Here is a 21,931-nt window from a genome sequence, read left to right on the forward strand (position 1 = left end):
GGAGAAGGATTCGAACCTTCGAAGGCAGAGCCGTCAGATTTACAGTCTGATCCCTTTGGCCGCTCGGGAACCCCTCCCCAAGTGCGAGGCGCATACTATCAGATCTTCGCTCTTTGTGAACCCCTTGCGGGCATATCTGGCGACAAAAAAGTATCATTCGGTCATTTTTTGATATTTGTCGCTCATTTTTCACGCTTATCAACGACTTCCCTGCTGCTGTCTGGCATTGATCACGATGGTGGCGAGGCTGGGTGCCGTACCAGTCGGTTGCCATCAGGCAGCGTTTTATACTGAAAAACTCACCTTATTTTGTAAGTGTGATGGCTGACCGCTTCGCTGATGGACATTGCTGCTGCCGCATTTTACTCTCGCCATGTTATTCAACTGTTAACATGGATTGTGGACTTCTCCTATGCAGGCTCTCGATATCGCCGTGTTGCGCGGCCAGTTCCCCGCTCTCAATCAGCTGGTTGAAGGCAAAACCCCCGTTTTTTTTGACGGCCCCGGCGGGGCCCAGGTGCCACACGCCGTGCTCACGGCCATGACAGATTACCTCGGCCGCTTCAACGCCAATCTGGGCGGCCCCTTTTTCTCGGCCAGGGCGACCGAGCAGCAGGCCCTGCGGGCCAGGCTGGCGGTGGCGGCCTTGCTGGGGGCGGAGCGGGCTGAAGAGATAGTGTTCGGCGCCAACTTCACCACCCTGACCTTTGCGCTGAGTCGTGCCTTGGCCAGAGAGTGGCAGGCGGGGGACGAGATCATCGTCAGCGCGCTCGATCACTACTCCAACGTCTCCAGCTGGCAGCAAGCGGCAGCGGATCGCGGCGTGGTAGTGCATCAGGCAAGAGTAGATGTGACGACCGGCGGACTGGACTATGCGCATCTGTTCAGCCTGCTCGGGCCCAAAACCCGGCTGGTGGCGGTGACGGCGGCCTCCAACACCACGGGTAGTCTGGTCGATATTCCGCGTATCGCCGATGCGGTGCACGGGGTGGGGGCCCTGCTCTATGTAGATGCGGTGCACTTTGCGCCCCATGAGCGCATCGACGTGCAGGCCTGGGATTGCGACTTCCTCGGTTGTTCCGCCTACAAATTTTTCGGCCCGCACCTCGGCATCCTCTTCGGCAAGCATCGCCACCTGGCGCATTTCACCCCCTACAAGGTTGAACCGGCCAAAGATGTGGCGCCCTACAAGTGGGAAACCGGTACCCAGAGCTGGGAGGCGCTGGCCGGAGTAGAAGCGACCGTTGAGTATCTGGCCTCCTTGTCCGGGCTGGACGGCACCGAGCATGAGCTGGAAGCTCGCCTCGATCTGGCGTTTGCCCGCAGCCAGGCCCATGAGCGGCAGCTCAGCGAGCATCTGCTGGCCAGGCTGGCCGAGCGCCCCTGGTTCACCCTGCACGGCATTCAGGGCAGCAAGGGGCGCACTCCTACCTTCGCCCTCACTTCAAGCCGTCATAGTCCCGCCGAGATGGCCGAGTTTCTGGGGCAACATCAGGTGTGCAGCTGGGCCGGCCACTTCTATGCGCTGGCACTGGTGGAGCAGCTGGGGGTGAGCGACGGTGTGCTGCGAATAGGCTGCATGCACTACAACACCTCGGCGGAGATTGATCGCCTGTTCGCCCTGCTCGACGACATGCCGCATTGAAACAACACAGCCCGGTCAGGCCGGGCTGTGTCACCTCATCTGTCTGCTAACGTCCCACGATGGCGTGATGGATATCCTGCAGCGGCAGGACATGGCGGGCGGCGCCGAGCTTGATGGCCTCCTTGGGCATGCCGAAGACCACGCAGGAGGCCTCATCCTGGGCAAAGGTATTGGCGCCGGCCTCCAGCATCTCGCGCAGCCCGCGCGCACCGTCATCCCCCATCCCGGTCATGATGATGCCGGTGGCATTGCTGCCGGCAAACTTGGCCACCGAGCGAAACAGCACGTCCACCGAAGGACGGTGGCGGTTGATGAGGGGGCCGTCCATCACGTCGACGTGATAGTAGGCGCCGCTGCGTTTGAGCAGCATGTGCTTGCCGCCGGGGGCGATGAGCGCGAGCCCGGGGATCACCCGATCGTTGCTTCTGGCCTCCCGCACCTCTATCTGGCACAGGTTGTTGAGCCGCTCGGCAAAGGAGGCGGTGAACTTCTCCGGCATGTGCTGCACGATGACGATGCCGGGGCAGACCCGGGGCAGGGTAGTCAGCACGGCCTCCAGTGCCTGGGTACCGCCGGTGGAGGTGCCGATCGCCACGATCCGCTCCGTGGTCTGGGCCATGGCATGCTGGCTGGCTGGCGCCATGATGGCGTCGGCATTGAGCTTGGGGGCGACCGTGGTGGACTGGGTTCTGACTTGGCGTCTGACATTGGCCTGGGCAGCGGCGCGCACCGCCATGGCCAGCTCTTGCGCCGACTCCTGCAGAAAGCTTTTCAGGCCGACCGTGGGCTTGGTGATGATGTCGACGGCGCCGGCGGCCATCGCCTGCAGCGTGGTTTCCGCCCCCTTCTCGGTCAGGGATGAGCAGATCACCACTGGGGTGGGGTGCTCGGCCATGATCTTGGTGAGGAAGGTGATGCCATCCATGCGTGGCATCTCCACGTCCAGCACGATCACGTCTGGCCACTCCTTCTTCAGTTTCTCTTGTGCAAACAGCGGGTCGGAGGCGGTGGCAATCACCTTGATATCGGGCTCCTGCTCGAGAATGGCCTGCAACACCTGCCTCACCACGGCGGAATCATCCACCAGCATGACTCTTATCTGTTTCATTCCCGTCCCCTTAGCGGTGTGGCAAGCGATGATGACGTACCCAGACATTGCCGTTGGCCAGCTCGAAAATCAGACTTCTGTGTCCCGCATGGCCAAGATGATGGGCCTTGATGGTCAGGCCCAGGTGCTGGGTCAGCTGCCAGGCCGCCTTGATGTTCTTGATGGCCACATTCATGGTGTTGAGCGTTTGCTGTTCTATAAACATGTTGCCGCCGCCAAACAGCTTGACCTCGTATTCGTGGATGGGGGCGGGGTGCTTGCCTATTTCGTGGATAAAAAGCTGGATTGCCTCATCGGCATAACGACCGTCCAGACCCGGTGCGCTGTGGCCGCGGCTGGGCAGCATGTAATGGCACATGCCACCTCGCTTCTGCTCCGGATGCCACATGGTAATGGCCACGCAGGAGCCAAGATGGGTGCGGATGATGGCGTCATCCTGCCCAAAGAAGAACTCGCCCGGTTGCAGCATGACCTCTTTCATACTGAAAAAACTCAAGGTTTCAAATAGATGGAAGGGGATACCAGTTGCAGGCCGTGGGGCAGGCCGTTCAGGCTCTCGGCGTGACTGACGATGAGGTAGCCCCCTTTTCTCAGGCGCGGCACCAGCCGCTGCAGTACCTGTCCCTTGGTTTCCCGGTTGAAATAGATCATCACGTTGCGGATCAGGATGACATCGAACAGCCCGATGTCAGGCAACTCCTGATTCAGGTTGATATGGTAAAACTGCACTTTCTCGCGCAGCTTGCGATCGATGATGAAGGTGCCCTCCTGAAAGCCGACCCCCTTCAGGCAGTACTTCATCAACAATGGCAGCGGGATGTTGTGGGCCCGTTCGATGGGATAGAGCCCCGTTCTCGCCTGCTCCAGCACCCGGGTCGAGATATCCGAGGCGATCACTTCCCAATTACCCAGCTCCAGATGGTCGGCCAGGGTCATGGCCAGGCTGTAGGGCTCTTCGCCGGAAGAGCTGGCCGCGCTCCAGATCCGAACCATCCGCTCTTTTGGCAACTGGCGCAGCACCTTGTTACCGAGAAATTCGAAGTGCTTGGGTTCGCGAAAAAAGTAGGTCTCGTTGGTGGTGAGCAGATCGAGCGCAATCTGCAGTTCACTGCCGCGGTTGTGCATGATCAGGCTGAAATAGTCGCCATAGCTCTCCAGCTCATAGTAACAGAGCCGTTTTGACAATCGGCTGGCGACCAGGGCCTTCTTGGCCGGTGACAGATCGATCCCCGCCGTCTGGTGGATCCAGCGTTGAAACTGCGCAAATTCATCATCATGCAACTGGGTCTGATACACGGAAGGACTCCCGAAACAAACGGGGTGCGGGTGAGCTCCACTCACCCGCATCCGGGTTAGAAGCGAACAAAATCGCCGTCATTGTGGGGTCGGGGCAGGTTGCCATTACCTTCTGCGGCACTGTTCTCGAGCATGAAGCGGCCGCGGGGGCCGGTGCGGGTGGCTGCCACCTTCTGGCCGGCATTGAGCTTGTGCCGCTCAAGGGTGAAGAACTCCATCGCCAGTTGCAGCTGTTCGGCCTGGCTGCTCATCTCCTCGGCGGTGGCGGCCAGCTCTTCGCTGCAGGATGCGTTCTGCTGGGTCACCTGGCTCAGCTGGTTCATGGCGATGTTGATCTGGCTGACGCCGGTTGACTGCTCTGCGGAGGCGGCGCTGATCTCCTGCACCAGATCCGAGGTCTTGTTGATGGAGGGCACCATCTGATCGAGCAGACGGCCCGCTTTCTCCGCCATGTCAACGCTGCTTGAGGCCAGCTCGCCAATCTCCTGGGCCGCTACCTGGCTGCGCTCCGCCAGCTTGCGTACCTCGGCAGCCACCACGGCGAAACCCTTGCCGTGATCGCCGGCCCGGGCCGCCTCGATGGCGGCGTTGAGGGCCAGCAGATTGGTCTGGTAGGCGATGTCATCTATGATGCCGATGCGCTTGGCAATCTGCTTCATGGCATCGACCGTGAGCTTGACCGCCTCGCCGCCTTCTACCGCCTCCTTGGCAGCCTTGCTGGCCATGCCATCGGTAACCTGGGCGTTGTCGGTGTTCTGGTTGATGCTGGCGCTCATCTGCTCGATGGAGGCGCTGGTCTCCTCCATGCTGGAAGCCTGCTCGCTGCTGGACTGGCTGATGGACTGGGCGGTGGCGCTGACCTGCTCGGCGGCGCTGGAGAGGTTGTCGGATGCCCCCAGCACCTCGGTAACAATGTTGGTGAGCGAGACGATGGTCTGGTTGAGGGAGTCCTTGGTCGTGCCGAATACGCCGGGATAATCGGCCTCTATGTGCTGGGTCAGATCCCCGCGCGCCAGTGATTGAACCACCCTGATCACATCGTTGAGACTGGTGTCGATCACCTCGGCGATACGATTTATCCCCTCCCCAAGGTTCTGGAAGAAGCCGCTCTTGCCACTTAGGTCCATGCGGCGATGCAGTTCGCCATTGATGACGGACTGGACGATTTCCGACATCTCCCGCTCGATGGCGACCTCCTTGGTGCGATCCGACCACTCGACCACGGAGCCCAGCCGCTCGCCATCGTCGCCGAATACCGGGTTGGCGATGAGGGCGAAAGTGCGTCCCCCCAGCATGATCTGGGTACGATAGGTGTTGTTCAGCTTGGCCAGCATGCTGCGTTGATGGCCTGGATTCTTGTGAAAGCTGTCGATGTTGGCGCCCATCAGGTTGGCCGAGCTGAAGTGGTGCAGTTCCTTGCGGATGTCGGTTTCGGCCTGGCCCAGCATTTCCCTGACCGCTTCGTTCATGTAGATGATGTTGAGGTCGGTATCGGCGATCATCACGTTGGTGCTGGCCCCGTCGAGCGCCTTCTTGACTCGCAGACTTTCGGCGGCCGCCTGCTTGGCGGCGGCATTGGCGGCTTTCACTTCATTCTCGATGGCGATCTCCTTGGTACGGTCGGCCCACTCCACCACGGAGCCGAGCCGCTCGCCACCGTCATTGAAAACGGGGTTGGCGATCAGGGAGAAGGTGCGGCCTCCGACCGTGATCTGGGTACGGTAGGTCTTGTCCAGCTTGGCCAGCATGTTGCGCTGGTGGGAGGGCTCCTTGTGGAAAGTATCGATGTTCTTGCCCATCAGGTGCCTGACGTCGAAGCTCGGCAGATCCTTGCGAATATCCGACTCTGCCAGTCCCAGCATGGCCAGCACGGCTTCATTCATGTAGACGATGTTCAAATTGGTATCGGCGATCATCACATTGGTCGAGGCACCATCCAGCGCCTTGCGCACTCGCAGGTTTTCTTCGTAGAGCGCCTGATTGGCCTCGCGAGCGGCGAGCGCACTGCCAAGGCGATCTCCCAGCAGCCCCAGTACGGCATTGAACTCCTGGCAGAGTTCCTTGAGAGGGCCGGTGAGCGTGTCCAGCTCTAGCTGGGCGGACTGTTTACCTTGCTGGATCCCCTGAGCCAGGGTGCGGGTTGCACCAGTCAACTGGCGCAGTTGTTCCTGCAGCAAGGCATGAGCATTGCCGTTGCCAAACAGATTGCCAAAGAGTGATTGAGTCATGGGCCTTATCCTTGTGCGACATGTCATTGCTGTGTGGTGGAGCGAAACGCTGATTTATGTTGTTGTCATGGCGTTTGTGGTTTTTGTTCCAGCAGCCGTTCCTGCTGCTGGGTCAGCTCGCTGAGCTGGGCCATTTCGTCGATGGAGAGCACCTTCTCGGTATTGATGAGAATGACGAACTTGCCGTTGACCTTACCCATGCCACTGATGAAGTCGGCCCGGATGCGGGCCCCGAAGCTTGGTGGCGGCTCAATCTCGTTGCAGGGGATGGTCAGCACCTCGGAGACGGAGTCCACCACCACGCCTATGTCCTGATTGCCGTGTTCCGGGTCGTTCGGGTGCACGTTCTCGATGATCACGATGCAACTGCGGCGAGTGATGCTGGAGGGGGCATTGCCAAAACGGGCGTTGAGATCCACCACAGAGACGACGGCTCCCCTCAGGTTGATCACACCCCGGATAAAACTCGGCATCATGGGGATGGGGGTGATGTTGCCGTATTCGATGATCTCCTTGACCCCGAGAATGTTGATGGCAAACATCTCGCCGTTGATGAGAAAAGTCAGGTACTGGGCATCACCCTGATTGTCATGTACCAGCGTGCCAGGCTGGGCGACCACTTCGGTAGACATGCTCATGAGGCTCTCCGGTTAAAAGCGGACAAAATCGGTTTCGTCAACCTGCTGTTGCGCAGCCACATTGCCATGCAACGGGGGCTGGGCCGGCATCACAAACTTGCCTCTGGGAGGCACCCCCTTGTGCAGATTTTCGACCTGTCTGGGTGAGCGGCCGCTGCCTTGCAGGGAGAAAAAGTCCATGGTCTGCTGCAGCTCGTTGGCCTGGGAGCTCATCTCCTCCGCGGTGGCGGCCAGCTCCTCGCTGCTGGCAGCATTTTGCTGGGTCACCTGATTGAGCTGGCTCATGGCCAGGCTTATCTGGTTGGCGGCGCTGGCCTGTTCCCCGGAGGCGGCGTTGATCTCCTGCACCAGATCCGAGGTCTTGCGAATGGAGGGCACTATCTTGTCGAGCAGACTGCCCGCCTTCTCGGCGGTATCAACGCTGCTTGACGAGAGTTCGCCTATCTCCTGCGCCGCGATCTGGCTGCGTTCGGCCAGCTTGCGGACCTCGGCGGCGACCACAGCAAAGCCTTTGCCATGTTCACCGGCCCTGGCCGCCTCAATGGCGGCATTGAGCGCCAGCAGATTGGTCTGGTAGGCAATGTCGTCGATGATGCTGACCTTGCGGGCGATCTGCTGCATCGCGGCAACCGTCTGTTGTACCGAACGGCCCCCTTCGGTGGCCTCCAGTACGGCGCTGCTCGCCATGTTGTCGGTCACCTTGGCGTTGTCCGTGTTCTGGTTGATGCTGGCGCTCATCTGTTCGATGGAGGCGCTGGTCTCTTCCACGCTGGCCGCTTGCTCACTGGTGGCCTGGCTGAGGGACTGGGCCGTGGTGCTGACCTGATTGGAGGCGTTGGTCAGGTTGTCGGCGGCGTTGCGAACTTCCTCGATGATGGCGGTCAGCGCGGCGATGGTGCTGTTGAGGCCATCCTTGGTCTGACCGAAAATTCCCGGATAGGGCTGCTCAATCTTCTGGGTGAGGTCACCCTGCGACAGGGCGGTGGCAATGCGCATCACGTCGTTGAGGCTGGTGTCGGTCACGTTGGAGAGACGATTGAGCAGTTCGGAGAGGCGCTTGATGTAACCCTGCCGTCCGTCCAGTTCAATCTTGTAGCTGAAATCCCCCTGTTCGACGGCGGCGGTCACCAGCGTTTCTATGTCGGTAATGAGGGACGTCAGCTTGTTGACCATGTTTTGCATGGCCAGCAACAGCTGACCGGCTTCATCGTGGGCTCCGATGTCGATGGTGACGTCGAGATTGCCATCCGCCAGGTGGTTGGCAACCTGCAGGGCCTGGTTGATGGGGGAGATGATGCTGCGAATGAGGACGATGCCAAACCAGGCTGCAGCCACCATGCCGGCGGCGACCACTGCCATCATGGTAAGCAGCATGACGTCATACCAGGCCTGTGCCTGTTCGTATTCTGATTTGGCAACGTCGAGCTGCAGGCTGACCAGCTCGGTTATCTTGCTACCAATGGGGTCGATGGAGCTATATAGCTTGCCGTCAAACTCATTGAGCGTATCCGCAATGACACCATGCTGATTTGAGAGAAAGGCCTCCAGCCTGGTGATGTCTCGATCCGCGGTATTAAACAGGCTGTTGGCCTCGGCCGACAGCTTCTGTTCGGCTGCGGTCAGCTTGGTGGCCTGATAGTGTTGCCACTCCAGTTTTATCTGCTGCTGGGCATGCTGGATCTGCTGCAACGCCTCCTCGGCGCTGACGAGACCGGCATTGGCCTTGTTGACATTGTCTATGATGGCGACGGCGTAGTTGTCCGAGATGGTTTTGAGCTGCTTGAGCGGCACCACCCGGTCGTTGTAGACCCGTTGCAGCCCCTTGTTGCTGCTATGCATGTTGTAGAGCCCAAGCACTCCTACGCCGAACAGCAGCACACAGAGCAGGCAGAGCAGAATGGTGAGTCGTATCTTGATGGTGGAGTTTTTGAACATGTCAGGCTCCTGATGTTAATTGACTCTTGGTTGGGATTGCAGACGTGGAATGGCGTACTGGCTCAGTTGGCCCAGCTCCTGGTCGATGGCATGCTGGATCAGAGAGGGAATATCCAGAATGAGGGCTACCTCGCCGCCACCCAGAATGGTGGAGCCGCTGATCCCCTGCAGGCGCTGGAACAGCTTGCCGAGCGGCTTGATGACGGTCTGGAACTCCCCCAGCAGCTCGTCGACCACCAGCCCTGACTTCTTGCCGCCATGGCTGACGACCACGATATTTTCCCGGCGGCCACGGGTTCCCTCGACATCGAAGTAGTGCTGCAACCGGACGAATGGCAGCACTTCACCACGCAGATTGATGTAGTTGCGCCCCTGGGTATCGGCCAGCGCGCTCTGGGTCAGCTCCACGCATTCGATCACCATGTCGAGGGGGATAACGTAGTAAGTGGTGCTGACGCGCACCAGAAAGCCATCGATGATGGCCAGGGTCAGCGGCAGCCGGATCTGTACCCGGGTGCCGAGGCCGGGCTTGCTGTCCAGCTCGACGCTGCCACGCAGGGCCTGGATGTTGCGTTTGACCACATCCATGCCCACCCCGCGTCCGGAGAGATTGGTGATGGCCTCCGCGGTGGAGAAGCCGGGCTCGAAGATGAGCTGGTAGATCTCCTGATCCGACAGGGTGGCATTGGCGGCTGCCAGCCCCCGCTCCTGCGCTTTTTGCAGGATCCTGGCTTTGTTGAGGCCGGCACCATCGTCCTGGATCTCGATGACGATGCTGCCGGAGTCGTGATAGGCGTTGAGGGTCAAGGTGCCCCGTGCCGGCTTGCCGGCCGCCAGCCGTTTCTCGGCCGCTTCTATGCCGTGATCCATGGCATTGCGCACCAGATGCATCAAGGGATCGCCGATCTTCTCCACCACAGACTTGTCCAGCTCGGTGTCGCCGCCGGTGATCACCAGCGCTATGTCCTTGTTCAGCTCGTGGCTGACATCCAGCACCACCCGCTGGAAGCGGTTGAAGGTATCGCCGATGGGCACCATGCGCAGGCGCAGGGCACCATCACGGATCTCCTCGACCAGCATGGCAATGGTGGAATTGGCCTCCTGCAGCTGGCTGTCCCGTGAACGCTGGGCCAGCAGGTTGGCGCCGGAGCTGGCCACGACCAGTTCTCCCACCAGATTGATCAACTCATCCAGCTTGTCGGCGTGGACCCGGACATAACGCCCTTCCTTGTTCTTGTTCTCCTTGCTCTGATTCTGTTTCTTGAGCGCGGCGTCCACCACTATTTCATTGACGGCACCCTGGGCTATCAGGATCTCCCCCAGCTTGTTGGTGTCGGCCTGCGGCTGCTCATGTTGGGCTTGCAGGCCGAGCGTAAGCTCGCTGGCCGTCAGTGCGCCTGTTTTGACCAGCAGTTGCCCCAGCATCTCGTTGTCTTCCGGCAGGGCGTTGATGAGCGCTATGTACTCGGCGATCTTGCTGTGGGGCGGCAAGATGCTGATGAGACAGTCATCTCGCACGAATTCGAACACATCGCTCAGGGCACTCTTGTCGGCCTGGGAGTCCAGATCGATCTCGTAGCCGAGGTAGCAGCTCTCCGGATCGAACTGTTCCCACTCCGGCAGGGCATGGTGAATGGTCTCGATGGCGCAGAGGGTGCCCATGGTACCGAGGTAGCGCAGGAAAGAGGTGGGATCCATGCCGTTGCGCAGCACGTCAAGACCAAAGCGCAGGGAGATGTGCCACAGGGAGGTAGCGCTGACGTGACCCTCCTCCTTGCTGACCGGATCGGCATCGGCAGGCTGGGCCCGCTCCGGCAGCGTGGTCTGGTTGCCGCTTTGGTGACGGGCCAGATTGCGCCGCAGCAACTCATCCTGAGCCTGTTCATCCGCACCAAGGGCTTCCCCCTGTTCAGCTACCAGGCTGACGAGGCGTTCGATGTGATCCCGACTCTTCAGCAGATCCCTGATGAGCGCTTCACTGATCGCCAACTGCTGGTTGCGCACCTGATCGAGCAGATCCTCGACGATGTGGGTGAAGCTGACGATGGGTTGCAGGCCGAACAGGCCGGCGGAACCTTTGATGGTGTGCGCCGCCCGGAAGATGGCGCCGATGAGCTCGCCATTGTCCGGGTCGTTCTCCAGGGTCAGCAGCGCGGACTCCATCTCCTCCAGCAGCTCGCGCGCCTCGGCGATATAGGTTTGCAGGGCCTGATCAAGATTGATGCTCACGAATGACTCCTTGTCCGTAGAACCGGTCAGGCGTGATCGGCGTGGGGAATGAGGGTGGGATCACCGAAGAAGGCCGCCAGCTGGCACAGCTCAAGGGCATCAAGCACGGCATGGCTGTGCATGACCAAGTGCAGCGGATAGCCTCCCTGCTGCGCCGTCTTCTTGGCCGCCAGCAGCAGCTGCAAACCAGCGCTGTCCATTTCGCTGACCTGGGAGAGGTTCAGTTCCAGCTCCTGCTGGCGATAGAGCAGGGGTGTGAGCGCCTGTTTCAGCTCGGCTGCCGTGTAGATGGTCATCTCGCCCGAGATGGTCACGACACACTTGTGCTCACCCGTTTCGATTTGCAGCGGCATGAACGCCTCCCGGCTCAGGGCATGATGAGCTTGGCCACGGCAGCCAGCATCTGATCCGGCTGGAACGGCTTGACCACCCAGGCCTTGGCTCCCGCGGCCTGCCCCTCCTGCTTCTTGCTATCCTGGGACTCTGTCGTCAGCATGATCACCGGAGTGAACTTGTAGCTGGCCAGCTTCTTGGCCTCCTTGACGAAACTGATGCCGTCCATGTTCGGCATGTTGACGTCACTGATGATGAGGTTGATCTTCTTGCCGTCGAGCTTTTTGAGGGCATCCTTGCCGTCACTGGCCTCCATCACCTCGTAACCGGCTCCCTTGAGCGTCATGCCGACAACCTGGCGTATGGTGGCCGAGTCATCCACGATCAGGACTGTTTTGGGCATATCTCTTTCCTAGAAAAAAGTGACATCAGCATTGCTGGATGGGGTTGCCGCCTGGTGCTGGCGACCATGATGAATGTTGCGTTGTTCATCGGTGGCGTATGAGAGCTCCATGTCCGCCAACCAGCTCTCCGCATCGATCCGGATGGGGCCTGACTGGTGTGTTCTGTTGCGAGACGAGACCAGGTGGTCGTTGAGGCTGTCCATGTTTTGACGCACATGGCTGAGGATTTGACTGACCCTATCTTGGAACTGTAACGAAACGATGACATCGGATATCTCGCGATGGATCCCGCTGCTCTCGCTCTGTAACAGGGCTGCGGATTCTGCCAGGCTGGTGGTGGCCATCCGAAAGCGTTCCAGTACCTGCTCGATGGCGTGTTCGGCGTCGCTGACGGCAACCTGGTCGCGCCCGGCCGCGCTCTCGGCAATCTGGAAGGCGCGGCCGATGCCAGCATTGATGGTGTCAACCTTGTCGGTCATCTTCTGGGCGGTCTCGCTGGAGAGGCGCGACAGGGTGCGCACCTCGTCAGCCACCACGGCGAAACCACGACCAGCCTCACCGGCCCGGGCCGCTTCGATGGCGGCGTTGAGGGCCAGCAGGTTGGTCTGGGAGGCTATCTTGGCCACGTCGAGCGCCATGGTGTTGAGCTCTATGGTGTAGGCGGTGAGCGTCTTGATCTCAGCCAGCATGGCATCGCGGTTGGCCTGAGTGGAGTGCATGATGGTGATGACCTGATTGAGCTGGGCCTGACTCTGGGCCAGCACGGCTGCCATGCCGGCCGACTTCTCCCCCCCCAGATCGCCGGCGGCATTGTGGGAGGCGGCGACCGCCTCTTCCAGTTTGGTGGTCAGGCCGGCGAAGCGCTGGGTGAGGTCGATCATGGCTCCTTCGGTTTGCTGGCGAGAGTTTTCAATTTGTTGCGACCAGATAGGCACCGCTTTTTCACATACCTGCTCGAGCCCGATGATGGAGTGGTTGAGTCCGTTATCGGCAAATGGATGGGTCTGCTTCGCCTCACTCTCTTTGTCGGCGGGTTTGGCGTGGTAGTGGCGGGCGCTCCAGAGGGTGGCGGCCAGTGCAGCCGCCAGGTTGGCCAGCAGATAAGGGAGGGGGCTGCCCGCGAGCAGCAACAGCAGGGAGCTGAACAGGCCCAGGCCAAGGCCGCAAGCCCAGCTGACCGGCTCCCAGAAGGCTAAGGTGTGTGCCCGTGTGTTGTCTGTCATACGCAAACTCGCCCCTGCTCTTGAATGTGAAGAGGGTGAGCCGTCATTTCAGTCAGACTGAATGAGCCAAGCGCAACCCGCTAATTATCAATAACTCAGTAAGGTTAGCGCAAAAAAATCGCCTGGTTACAAATTGCTCTTTCTTGATTGGGGTTACTGAGAAAAATGGAATATGGAGGGGACGCTTGGCAGCTTGCAGCCCCTTGCTGGCGGGGAATGGCGTATCTGCACAATAAGGAAGGAGGATAGAACGAAAAAGAGCCTGCATATGACAGGCTCTCGGCGTTGTGCGGGCGGCTTTATGCCTCGTTGGCGTGGGCTTTTTGGCACCCTTCCACGGCATGGGCGATAAGCTCAAGCGCGCTCTTGTCGCACGGCGGCAGTTCGGCCTCGCACGCCTTGATGGGTGTCACGCGATCGCCCCACTTGATGATGGCGGCGCCCCAGGTCAGGCCGGCACCGAAGGCGGCAGTCAGCAGATAGCTGTTCGGCTGGACGCGGCCCTGCTCCAGTGCCTCGCACAGGGCGATGGGCACGGTGGCGGCGGAGGTGTTGCCGTAGTGCTCGATGTTGACCATCACCTTCTCCATCGGCGCGTTCATGCGCTTGGCGAGGGTCTCGATGATGCGGATGTTGGCCTGGTGCGGCACGATCAGATCGATTTGCTCCGGTGCGATACCGGCCTGCGCCAGTACCGTGTTGGTGGCTTCGCCCATGCCGCGTACGGCCCGCTTGAAGATCTCCTGGCCTTCGAAGTTGAAGGTGAAGAGGCCGTCGATGTCGGCAAAACGCACCCGGTCGGTGCCGAAGTTCGGCACGTGCAGGATCTCGCGCGCCTCGCTGTCACAGCCCAGCTTGTTGGCGATGAGACCGCTCTCCTGCTCGCTCGCCTCGATCACCACGGCGCCGGCACCGTCGCCAAACAGCACGGCGGTATCGCGACGGGCCCAGTCCAGCAGATAGGTGAGTCGCTCGGCGCCGATCACCAGCACCTTCTTCATCATGCCGGTCTGTACCAGCGAGGTGGCGACCGAGAGGGAGTAGACGAAACCGGTGCAGGCGGCGTTGAGGTCGAACACGGCGGCATTGGTGGCGCCCAGCTTCTTCTGCACCGCGGAGGCGGCGCTCGGCAGCAGGTTGTCCGGCGTGGCGGTGGCCAGGATGATGCCGTCGAGGTCGCTGGCTTCCAGCCCGGCGCAGGCCAGCGCACGACGCCCGGCCAGGGTGGCCAGATCGGAGGTGCTGACGTGGGAGATGCGGCGAGCCTTGATGCCGGTGCGCGGGTAGATCCACTCATCCGACGTATCCATGATGGTGCTGAGGTCGTCGTTGGTCAGCACGGAGGGAGGCAGGCATTTGCCCCAGCCTGTGATATTGGCGTATTTCATCTTGTTACCGCTTCTCAAGTGGATCGCCCGCGGGCGGAAAATCGCGCAATTATGCCGCACGGGGCAACCACTGTCATCTTGTGGTCATGGTTATCTGGCTGCAGGGTCACGCCAGGTTGCGGGGGCCGGCGGGAAATTTCGCTTAAACCACGAGGCTTGGCTGCCCTAAGATAGGGCTTTCGCCACTGGATGGAACCTCCCCTTGCACAAAGCCAATCTCAACCTGCTGCCTACCCTCAAGGTGCTGCTGGAGACCCGCAACATCAGCCGGGCGGCGGAGCTGCTGTACCTGAGCCAGCCTTCCATCAGCAAGCAGCTCGGCCAGCTGCGCAGCGAGTTTGGCGACGAGTTGCTGGTGCGGGAGGGGCAGCGCTGGCTGCTGACGCCACGGGCCGAGGCGCTGGCCGCCCAGCTGGCGGACTCCCTCGGGGCGCTCGAGCGACTCTACGAGGCTCCCGGTTTTGACCCGAGCCGCTGCGAGCGGGTGTTCCGGCTCGCCTCTTCCGATTACGTGGCCCAGCACATCCTGCCGGACATCTGCGCGGCGCTGGCCAGGGAGGCGCCGCTGGCGGCGCTGGAGTACAGCCTGTGGGACAAGCGCCTGCTGCCGCAGCTGTGGCAATCCGAGCTGGACATGGTCTCCACCATCACCGAACTGGTGCCGGATCAGATCCGCGGCCTGCATCAGGGGGAAGATCGGCTGGTGGTGTTGATGGGTAGCCACCATCCGTTGGCGGGGCGCTCGCTCAGTCTCGATGACTATCTCGCCTGGCCCCATTTGCAGGTGAGCGGCGGGGGTGACAAGGACAGCCCGGTGGAACAGGTGCTGGCACCCCAGGGGGTGAGTCGGCGCTGGTTTGCCCGGGTGCCCTTCTTTCAGGCGGCGGTGGAGGTGTTGCTGCGTACCGACTGCCTGCTGACCACCCCGGCCCACATCGCCTGGCAGCTCTCCTGCGAGCACGCCCTGCACTTTTGTGAGCTGCCGTTTGCCAGCCGCACCCAGCAGTATCATCTGCTGTGGCATCAGCGCCACCATCAGGATCCGGCCCACAAGTGGTTTCGCGAACTGGCCTATCCCTTCCTGCGCGAGCACCTGCAGCGCACGGTGGCGGCGAGCCGCAAGGTGTTGAACCCGCCCCGCTAGCAACAGACGCTTGTGTTGGCCTATAGCCATTGGCTATGGGGTCTATTCCCAACTTTCACTTCTGGCATAACCAGGGGCCCTTTACCCTGAGCGCAGACATTCATATTCCGCTTGAGACAAGGAACACCATGGAATTGACGAGTTGGCTAGCTCTGGCCGCAATCTGCGTGATGGGCGCCATCAGCCCGGGGCCGAGCCTGGCGCTGATCATCCGCAATACGGTGCAGGGAGGGCAGGGGCACGGCGTGGCCACCGCCCTTGGCCACGGCTTCGGAGTCGGCATCTATGCGCTGATCACGGCTTTGGGCCTCGCCATCCTGATCACCCAGACTCCGCTGCTGTTTGACGTTATTCGCTACGGCGGTGCGGCGTTTCTCGCCTGGCTCGGGGTCAAGGCGCTGCTGGCCAAACCCGCCAAGGGGGAGGCGAGCGAAGAGGTGCACCAGCTGCGCGGTCGGCAAGGCGCCTTTGAAGGCTTTATGGTGGCCTTTCTCAATCCCCAGCTCGCGGTCTTTTTCATCGCCCTGTTCAGCCAGTTTGTGCATGCCGATACCGGCTGGCGCGAGGGGGGCATCATGATGCTGACCGCTGGCGGGATCGACGCCGTCTGGTACGTGCTGGTGGCGCTGGTGCTCTCTCGCGGCCCCGTATTGGCCTGGCTCAAAGCCAAGTCCTTCGTCATCGACAAGGTGAGCGGTCTGGTGCTGCTGGGACTGGCCCTGAAGGTGGTGCTCTGATCCAATCCTGTATTTTGCGGTGATCTTAAGCGGGATCAAGGCGGGGAGGGTGGCAATGCCCTAGAGTGGCGCCCATTTGCTGTCCGCCCTGACTCCGAGACCATGCACCAGAACAAGCACCCGTTAAGCCACCACAACCGGTTGGAGCTGCTGGCTCCGGCCAAGAACCTCGCCTACGGCATAGAAGCCATCAATCACGGTGCCGATGCCGTCTACATGGGCGGCCCCGCCTTTGGCGCCCGCAGCGCGGCAGGCAACAGCATAGAGGATATCGAAGCGCTGGCGCGCCATGCCCACCGCTTCGGCGCCCAGGTCTTTGTCGCCTTCAACACCCTGCTGCACGATCACGAACTGGAGCAGGCGCGGCGGCTGACCCACCAGATCTACGAAGCGGGGGCCGATGCGCTGATCGTGCAGGACATGGGGCTGCTGGCGCTCGATTTGCCCCCCATTGCGCTGCATGCCAGTACCCAGACTGATAACCGCACCCCGGAGAAGGTGAAGTTTCTGCAGGATGTGGGCTTCTCCCAGGTGGTGCTGGCGCGCGAGCTGTCCCTTGCACAGATCCGCGAGATCAGTGCGGCCACCAATGTGCAGCTGGAGTTCTTCATCCACGGTGCGCTCTGCGTCTCCTACAGCGGTCAGTGCAACATCAGCCACGCTCGGACCGGCCGCAGCGCCAACCGCGGCGAGTGTGCCCAACTCTGTCGGCTGCCCTGCTCGCTGCAAAAGCCGGATGGCGAGGTGCTGGTGGCCGACAGCCACCTGCTCTCTCTCAAGGACATGGATCAGACCGACAACCTGGAGGCGCTGATCGAGGCGGGGATCCGCTCGTTCAAAATCGAGGGGCGCCTCAAGGGGCTCGACTACGTCAAGAACGTCACGGCCTGGTATCGGCAGAAGCTCGACGCCATTCTGGAGCGCCGCGGCGATCTGGTGGCCTCCTCGGCCGGCCGCTGCAGCTACAGCTTCACGCCGGATCCGAAGAAGAGCTTCAACCGCGGCAGCACCGATTACTTCCTCCATGGTCGCCAGCCCGGGATCGACTCTACCCAGAGCCCGAAATACGTGGGCGAGCCGCTGGGCCGGGTCACCAGTATCACCAGGGATGGCATCGAGATCGACGGCAAGCAGGTCACCCTCAACAACGGCGACGGTCTCGGCTTCTTCAAGCCGAACAACGAGCTGGTGGGGATGCGCCTGAACAAAGTCGAAGGTAAGCAGTTACTCCTGTCAGAGCGCATGCCGGGGCTGAAGGTAGGCACGGAAATCTACCGCAACCACGATCAGGCATTCAGCAAGGTGCTGGAGAAGTCGAGCGCCGATCGCCGCATCCGGGTCGATATGGTGCTGGCAGAGTGTGATGAGGGAATGCGCCTCACGCTTACCGATGAGCAGGGCATCAGCGCCGCCGTCACGCTCCCCTGTGACAAACAGCCGGCCGACAACCCGGAGCGGGCGCTGCAACAGGCGCGCGATCAGCTCGGCAAACTCGGCAATACCCTGTTCGTGGCGCGCAAGGTTGAGTTGGCGTTTACTCACCCGCTATTCATTGCCGCATCCATGCTCAACGGTTTGCGCCGGGATGGCATCGCCGCGCTGGAGGCTGCCCGTCTGGCCGGCTACCAGCGCCCCGAGCGGCGCATCGCCCTGCGGGATATCCACTATCCCCAGCACCGTCTCTCCTACCTTGGCAACGTGCTCAACAGCGCGGCCGAGCAGTTCTTCCGCGAGCACGGGGTAGAGCGCATCGCCCCCGCCTATGAAGCGAACAAGGAGGAGCGGGAAGTGGTGCTGATGATCACCAAACACTGCATCCGTTACAGCCAGAACCTCTGCCCGAACGAGGTACCCGGCCTCAAAGCCGAGCCACTGGAGCTCAAGATGGGCAAGGAGACCTTCCGCCTGCGCTTTGACTGTCACCGCTGTGAAATGCACGTGATGGGGAGTTTGAAACGCTGAGGAGCATGACGCAGTCAGGTTTCATGCACATGGCTGGGGTTGTGTGACCCGCTTTGCCTTGAGGTATCATCTTGTGCCAGGGATCCCCAGCAAGCTGCAAGGAAGGACCTATGCTCGCACTCTCCATCGTGGCGCCCCATGGCGCCAATATTGCTTCGGGCAAGAAGACGCTCGAAGTTCGCTCGTGGTTGCCTCCCTCACTGCCCATTCGCGACCTGCTGATCGTTGAAAATGGCCGATACCTCAGCGCCGATCATCCTGTGGATCCGGCCGGTCGAGCGGTCGCCCTGGTTGATATCGAGGAGGCCCATGAGTGGCAACCCGATGAGGTGTTGGCCGCCTGCTCCAGGGGCTGGGAGCCGGGTTACTTTGCGTGGCGGCTGTCCAACGTGCGTCCTGTGGTCGATGGGCCCGTGGTGCCGGCGCAGAGGAAGTTGTATGAGGTAGACGGCTCGGGCGTTCTGGGCGCGCATTGCGGCTAAAACAGGGCTGGTCAGAGGAACAGGCATCGGCTTGTGGGTTGATCCCCATGGAGAGTGTTATCGGAGGTGGTGAGGTGGCCGCACAGCCCCTTCGATGCTGCGCAGTGCGAGCGGCATGTACAGGGATGGCGCCCCTGCTGGATTGCCGGTGCGGGGAGGTGCCTTCAAGATTTTCAATTATTGGAATTTATTCAGAAACGCCTCTAATGCCTCTCCAGGGTTCTCTTTTTCAGATGAGATCATGCTGATCCCCCATTGCTCAAGGACGGCCTCTTGTACCGGATTCGACTTGGCCGAGAAAATATACGATTTAGGCTGGGCATCACCCGCCCGGTTGGCTTTCCATAATTTGGAAAGTTTGTAAAATAAAAGCCTCAGGTTGATATCGGCCAAACTATACCCGATAAATAGCACTGATTTACCTAGCACATCCGAACGCAGTTTTATATCCAGTGGTGTTTCGAATTCAAGTCGCTCAAAATAACTGGTCTCATCAATGACAATGGATTTGTCATCATCAAAATCACCATGAAATTTTACAACTTGTACCTTGTCACTTTTTATCCTGGTAAAGTCTGATACCGATGCGATTTTGGTAAATGGCTTGCCATAATATGCGAGGGCATGCTCTATCCAGCGGTCATAGTTGGTGGTGTATATTATCGGAAAGTTAGCTTTGGCAATGTATTCATGGACTTTGGATGTTGAAATATCGATGTCAGGTGAATGCCAAACTCTGTCCATCCAGCTTCTTAAAGGGCCTATGCTGCCTTTTTGTAAACGATAATATTCTGCCAGCGCATAGTGATCGCCAAAAGATTTATATATTTCAGGCTCATAGCCAAGATCCTTGGCGATCTTGTCGAGCAGGGTTGACCATGATGGAAGACCAAGGTTCATCGATACCCCGGCCCCAACAAAAAGAATGACGTTGCCCTGTCTAAAGGCCGATAGTAGCTGCTCCATATTTAATCTCTCCTTAATAAATATGGTTCTGCCACTATACCCGGGTTAGAAAAGTCGATGAAATCGTAAATCTGTGGTGGATATTATTTTATGATAGATAGTGTCTATGGCTTATAGGCATTACATTATCTTTCACTGATATTCTCCAGTTGCAGCAAAGCCTTTTTAATCTCCAATCCCCCCGCATAGCCGGTCAGGCTACCGTTCTGGCCGATCACCCGGTGGCACGGAATGATGATCGAGAGTGGGTTGCGGCCGTTCGCGGCGCCCACCGCCCGTACCGCATTGGGCTTGCCGATGGCGCGGGCGATGTCGCTGTAACTGCGGGTCTCGCCGTAGGGGATGTCGCACAGGGCCTGCCAGACCGCTTGCTGAAACGCCGTGCCTCTTGGTGCGAGCGGCAGGCTGAAGCGTTGCAGGCGGCCGGCAAAATAGGCCTCAAATTGTGCGAGAAAAGGGGCCAGCGCCGTCTTGTCCTGTTGCCAGTCGCGCATGTCGGGCAGTGCGCGCAGCCCCGCCACAAAGTCCACGTGCAGCAGGCCGAGCTCGTCAATGGCCACCAGCAGATCGCCGCAGCGGCTGGGCAAGATGTCATAGCGGATCATGGGGTTGTCTCCTCTGCTTGCTTGTCGCTTGCTGCGCCGCCTTGTGTCGGCTCGGTCAGCAGTGCCGATTCGGTCAACAGTGTCGGCTGCTCGCTCATGGCATGCCACAGCCAGCTCGCCGCGTAGCCGCGCCAGGGTCGCCACCCTTCGCTGTGGGCCAGTACTTCCTTTACCGGCAACTTGGTGCCGCCTCCCAGCGCTTTTTGTAATACCAGATCCGAGGCGGGGAAGGCATCCGGGTCCAGTCCGCAGCGCAGCCGCCAGTAGGCGACCGTCCAGGGGCCGATGCCGGGTAGCGCCAGCAGTTGTTCATCGCTGGCGCAGGTCAAGTTCAACTCGCCGCTGGCCAGCGCCTGTGCCAGCCCCTGCAGCGTTCTGATCCGGCTGCCGGGCATGCCGATACCGTCCAGGTTCAACTCGTACAGCTGGGTGGGTGTGGGCAACTGCGCCACCCCGAATTGCGCCTCGGTGCGCGCCACCAGCCGCCCGAGTATGGTGATGGCCCCCTTGACCGATACCTGCTGGCCGACGATGGCGCGCAACATCACCTCGTACTCGTCCCAGCCGGCGGGCAGCCGAACGCCCGGCCAGCGTGCCTGCAGGCGTGCCAGCAGCGGATCCTGCCCGAGCCGCGCACCGATGCGCTGCATGTCGGCATCGAGATCCCACATCCGGCGCACCCGATACAGCAGATCAGGCAGCGCGGCGGGCGGCAGATCATGGACGCTGAGCTGCAGGCTGTGCCCCTTGCCCTGGCTGATGCGCACCCGTGCGAGCCGATCGCCGACCCGGTGCAGGCGTTCATACACCTCGCCATCTACCCGTTCCAGCCCCGGAATGGCGCGCAGCCGGTAGAACGCCAGCATGGCCGCCACGTCGTACGGGGGGCGGTAGGGCAGTTGCAGCGTGAGCATCGCCCCCTCCTCGCTCTGTGGCGCAGCCTGCGTCAGGGCGGCGGCGTCGCCGGTTGGCTCGCTCTGACGACGCAGCGCCCGCGGCGCCAGCCCATATGCCTGCTGCCAGGCGTCGTTGAAGCGGCGAATGCTGGCAAAGCCCGCCGCAAACGCGATGTCGGTGATGGGCAGCCGGGTTTCGGTCAACAGCCGCTTGGCGAGCAGCAGCCGGCGCGTCTGCTCCACCTGTTTTGGCGAAGCGCCGAGGTGCTGCTCGAACTGGCGGCGCAGCGTGCGCTCACTGATGCCGGCCTGTTCCGCCAGGGTAGTGAGCGAGCCTTCCGCCAGCTCACCGCGATCGATCCGGGCCAGCAGGCGTGCCAGTGTCGGCGGCAGATCGCCGGGCGCGGCGGGCGCGAGCTCAGGCCGGCAGCGCAGGCAGGGGCGCAGGCCATGCTGCTCCGCTGCGGCGGCGCTTTGGAAGTAGCGCACGTTGTGCTCGTGCGGTGGCCGCGCCGGACAGACAGGGCGGCAGTAGATACCGGTAGAGAGCACGCCGGTAAAGAAGCGGCCGTCGAAGCGCGCATCGCGGGCCAGGCGGGCGGCATGGCACTGCTCGGCGCTGAGCGGCAGGCCTGACTCATCCTCTGGGGCCGGCGGCATCGTCATGGCGTGATCTGTTGGCATCGGTGGCTCCTTGCGCCGAAGACGGGGC

The 21,931-nt window shown here is 60.9% G+C and carries 19 protein-coding genes; 5 read left to right on the forward strand and 14 right to left on the reverse strand.

Annotated elements, in window-relative coordinates; genetic code table 11:
- The first annotated feature begins 412 nt into the window (after positions 1 to 412).
- Positions 413 to 1,645 (forward strand): cysteine desulfurase-like protein, encoded by a 1,233-nt coding sequence (locus PG897_RS21275; protein ID WP_185450405.1) that lies wholly within the window; start codon positions 413 to 415, stop codon positions 1,643 to 1,645.
- A 46-nt stretch (positions 1,646 to 1,691) separates the two neighbouring features.
- Here PG897_RS21275 and PG897_RS21280 read toward each other — a convergent pair whose 3' ends face one another.
- The 11 genes from PG897_RS21280 to PG897_RS21330 all read right to left on the reverse strand — a co-directional run bounded on the left by PG897_RS21280 (position 1,692) and on the right by PG897_RS21330 (position 14,427).
- Positions 1,692 to 2,753, reverse strand: a complete 1,062-nt coding sequence (locus tag PG897_RS21280) for a protein-glutamate methylesterase/protein-glutamine glutaminase (RefSeq protein ID WP_010634881.1) — start codon at positions 2,751 to 2,753, stop codon at positions 1,692 to 1,694.
- Positions 2,754 to 2,763: 10 nt separating this feature from the next.
- Positions 2,764 to 3,234, reverse strand: coding sequence for a chemoreceptor glutamine deamidase CheD (cheD, locus tag PG897_RS21285; RefSeq protein WP_017779177.1), 471 nt, complete (start codon positions 3,232 to 3,234; stop codon positions 2,764 to 2,766).
- An 11-nt stretch (positions 3,235 to 3,245) separates the two neighbouring features.
- Positions 3,246 to 4,049, reverse strand: a complete 804-nt coding sequence (locus PG897_RS21290; protein ID WP_017779178.1) for a CheR family methyltransferase — start codon at positions 4,047 to 4,049, stop codon at positions 3,246 to 3,248.
- 56 nt (positions 4,050 to 4,105) lie between these two features.
- Positions 4,106 to 6,277 carry a methyl-accepting chemotaxis protein gene (locus tag PG897_RS21295; RefSeq protein ID WP_124249238.1) on the reverse strand — a complete coding sequence of 724 codons (2,172 nt, stop codon included), beginning with the start codon at positions 6,275 to 6,277 and terminating at the stop codon, positions 4,106 to 4,108.
- Between the two features lie 65 nt (positions 6,278 to 6,342).
- The gene (locus tag PG897_RS21300; RefSeq protein WP_201885105.1) at positions 6,343 to 6,915 is read right to left on the reverse strand and encodes a chemotaxis protein CheW; all 573 of its coding nucleotides are present in this window, start codon (positions 6,913 to 6,915) and stop codon (positions 6,343 to 6,345) included.
- Positions 6,916 to 6,927: 12 nt separating this feature from the next.
- Complete coding sequence (locus PG897_RS21305; protein WP_201885104.1) at positions 6,928 to 8,850, reverse strand: HAMP domain-containing methyl-accepting chemotaxis protein; 1,923 nt, start codon at positions 8,848 to 8,850, stop codon at positions 6,928 to 6,930.
- Positions 8,851 to 8,865: 15 nt separating this feature from the next.
- A complete protein-coding gene (locus tag PG897_RS21310) occupies positions 8,866 to 11,079 on the reverse strand; it encodes a chemotaxis protein CheA (RefSeq protein ID WP_270829365.1) in 2,214 nt (737 codons plus the stop codon).
- 26 nt (positions 11,080 to 11,105) lie between these two features.
- Positions 11,106 to 11,432 carry an STAS domain-containing protein gene (locus PG897_RS21315; protein WP_017779183.1) on the reverse strand — a complete coding sequence of 109 codons (327 nt, stop codon included), beginning with the start codon at positions 11,430 to 11,432 and terminating at the stop codon, positions 11,106 to 11,108.
- A 14-nt stretch (positions 11,433 to 11,446) separates the two neighbouring features.
- Positions 11,447 to 11,815: a response regulator gene (locus PG897_RS21320; RefSeq protein ID WP_005303778.1), complete on the reverse strand. Its 369-nt coding sequence runs from the start codon at positions 11,813 to 11,815 to the stop codon at positions 11,447 to 11,449.
- A gap of 9 nt (positions 11,816 to 11,824) precedes the next feature.
- On the reverse strand, positions 11,825 to 13,039 hold the full coding sequence (locus tag PG897_RS21325; protein WP_043171052.1) for a methyl-accepting chemotaxis protein: 1,215 nt from the start codon (positions 13,037 to 13,039) through the stop codon (positions 11,825 to 11,827).
- Positions 13,040 to 13,338: 299 nt separating this feature from the next.
- Positions 13,339 to 14,427, reverse strand: a complete 1,089-nt coding sequence (locus tag PG897_RS21330; RefSeq protein ID WP_017763914.1) for a ketoacyl-ACP synthase III — start codon at positions 14,425 to 14,427, stop codon at positions 13,339 to 13,341.
- Positions 14,428 to 14,629: 202 nt separating this feature from the next.
- Between PG897_RS21330 and PG897_RS21335 the strand changes: the two genes are divergently transcribed.
- The 4 genes from PG897_RS21335 (at position 14,630) to PG897_RS21350 (ending at position 18,752) form a co-directional block, all read left to right on the forward strand.
- A complete protein-coding gene (locus tag PG897_RS21335) occupies positions 14,630 to 15,571 on the forward strand; it encodes a LysR family transcriptional regulator (RefSeq protein ID WP_043171053.1) in 942 nt (313 codons plus the stop codon).
- Between the two features lie 128 nt (positions 15,572 to 15,699).
- Positions 15,700 to 16,308, forward strand: a complete 609-nt coding sequence (locus tag PG897_RS21340; protein WP_016349742.1) for a LysE family translocator — start codon at positions 15,700 to 15,702, stop codon at positions 16,306 to 16,308.
- 102 nt (positions 16,309 to 16,410) lie between these two features.
- On the forward strand, positions 16,411 to 18,270 hold the full coding sequence (locus PG897_RS21345) for a peptidase U32 family protein (protein WP_043171055.1): 1,860 nt from the start codon (positions 16,411 to 16,413) through the stop codon (positions 18,268 to 18,270).
- Between the two features lie 110 nt (positions 18,271 to 18,380).
- Positions 18,381 to 18,752: an ASCH domain-containing protein gene (locus PG897_RS21350; RefSeq protein WP_201885103.1), complete on the forward strand. Its 372-nt coding sequence runs from the start codon at positions 18,381 to 18,383 to the stop codon at positions 18,750 to 18,752.
- 177 nt (positions 18,753 to 18,929) lie between these two features.
- Here the strand turns inward: PG897_RS21350 and PG897_RS21355 are convergent, their stop codons facing one another.
- The 3 genes from PG897_RS21355 to PG897_RS21365 form a co-directional block, all read right to left on the reverse strand.
- Positions 18,930 to 19,718, reverse strand: coding sequence for an SIR2 family NAD-dependent protein deacylase (locus tag PG897_RS21355; protein WP_042009179.1), 789 nt, complete (start codon positions 19,716 to 19,718; stop codon positions 18,930 to 18,932).
- A gap of 125 nt (positions 19,719 to 19,843) precedes the next feature.
- The gene (locus PG897_RS21360) at positions 19,844 to 20,323 is read right to left on the reverse strand and encodes a methylated-DNA--[protein]-cysteine S-methyltransferase (protein WP_201885102.1); all 480 of its coding nucleotides are present in this window, start codon (positions 20,321 to 20,323) and stop codon (positions 19,844 to 19,846) included.
- Complete coding sequence (locus tag PG897_RS21365) at positions 20,320 to 21,903, reverse strand: AlkA N-terminal domain-containing protein (RefSeq protein ID WP_201882671.1); 1,584 nt, start codon at positions 21,901 to 21,903, stop codon at positions 20,320 to 20,322. The genes PG897_RS21360 and PG897_RS21365 overlap by 4 nt, the downstream gene beginning before the upstream one ends.
- Positions 21,904 to 21,931: the final 28 nt, after the last annotated feature.

It is taken from the genome of Aeromonas sp. QDB20 (genome assembly GCF_027707805.1).
In the GTDB taxonomy this organism is placed as follows: Bacteria; Pseudomonadota; Gammaproteobacteria; order Enterobacterales; family Aeromonadaceae; genus Aeromonas; species Aeromonas dhakensis.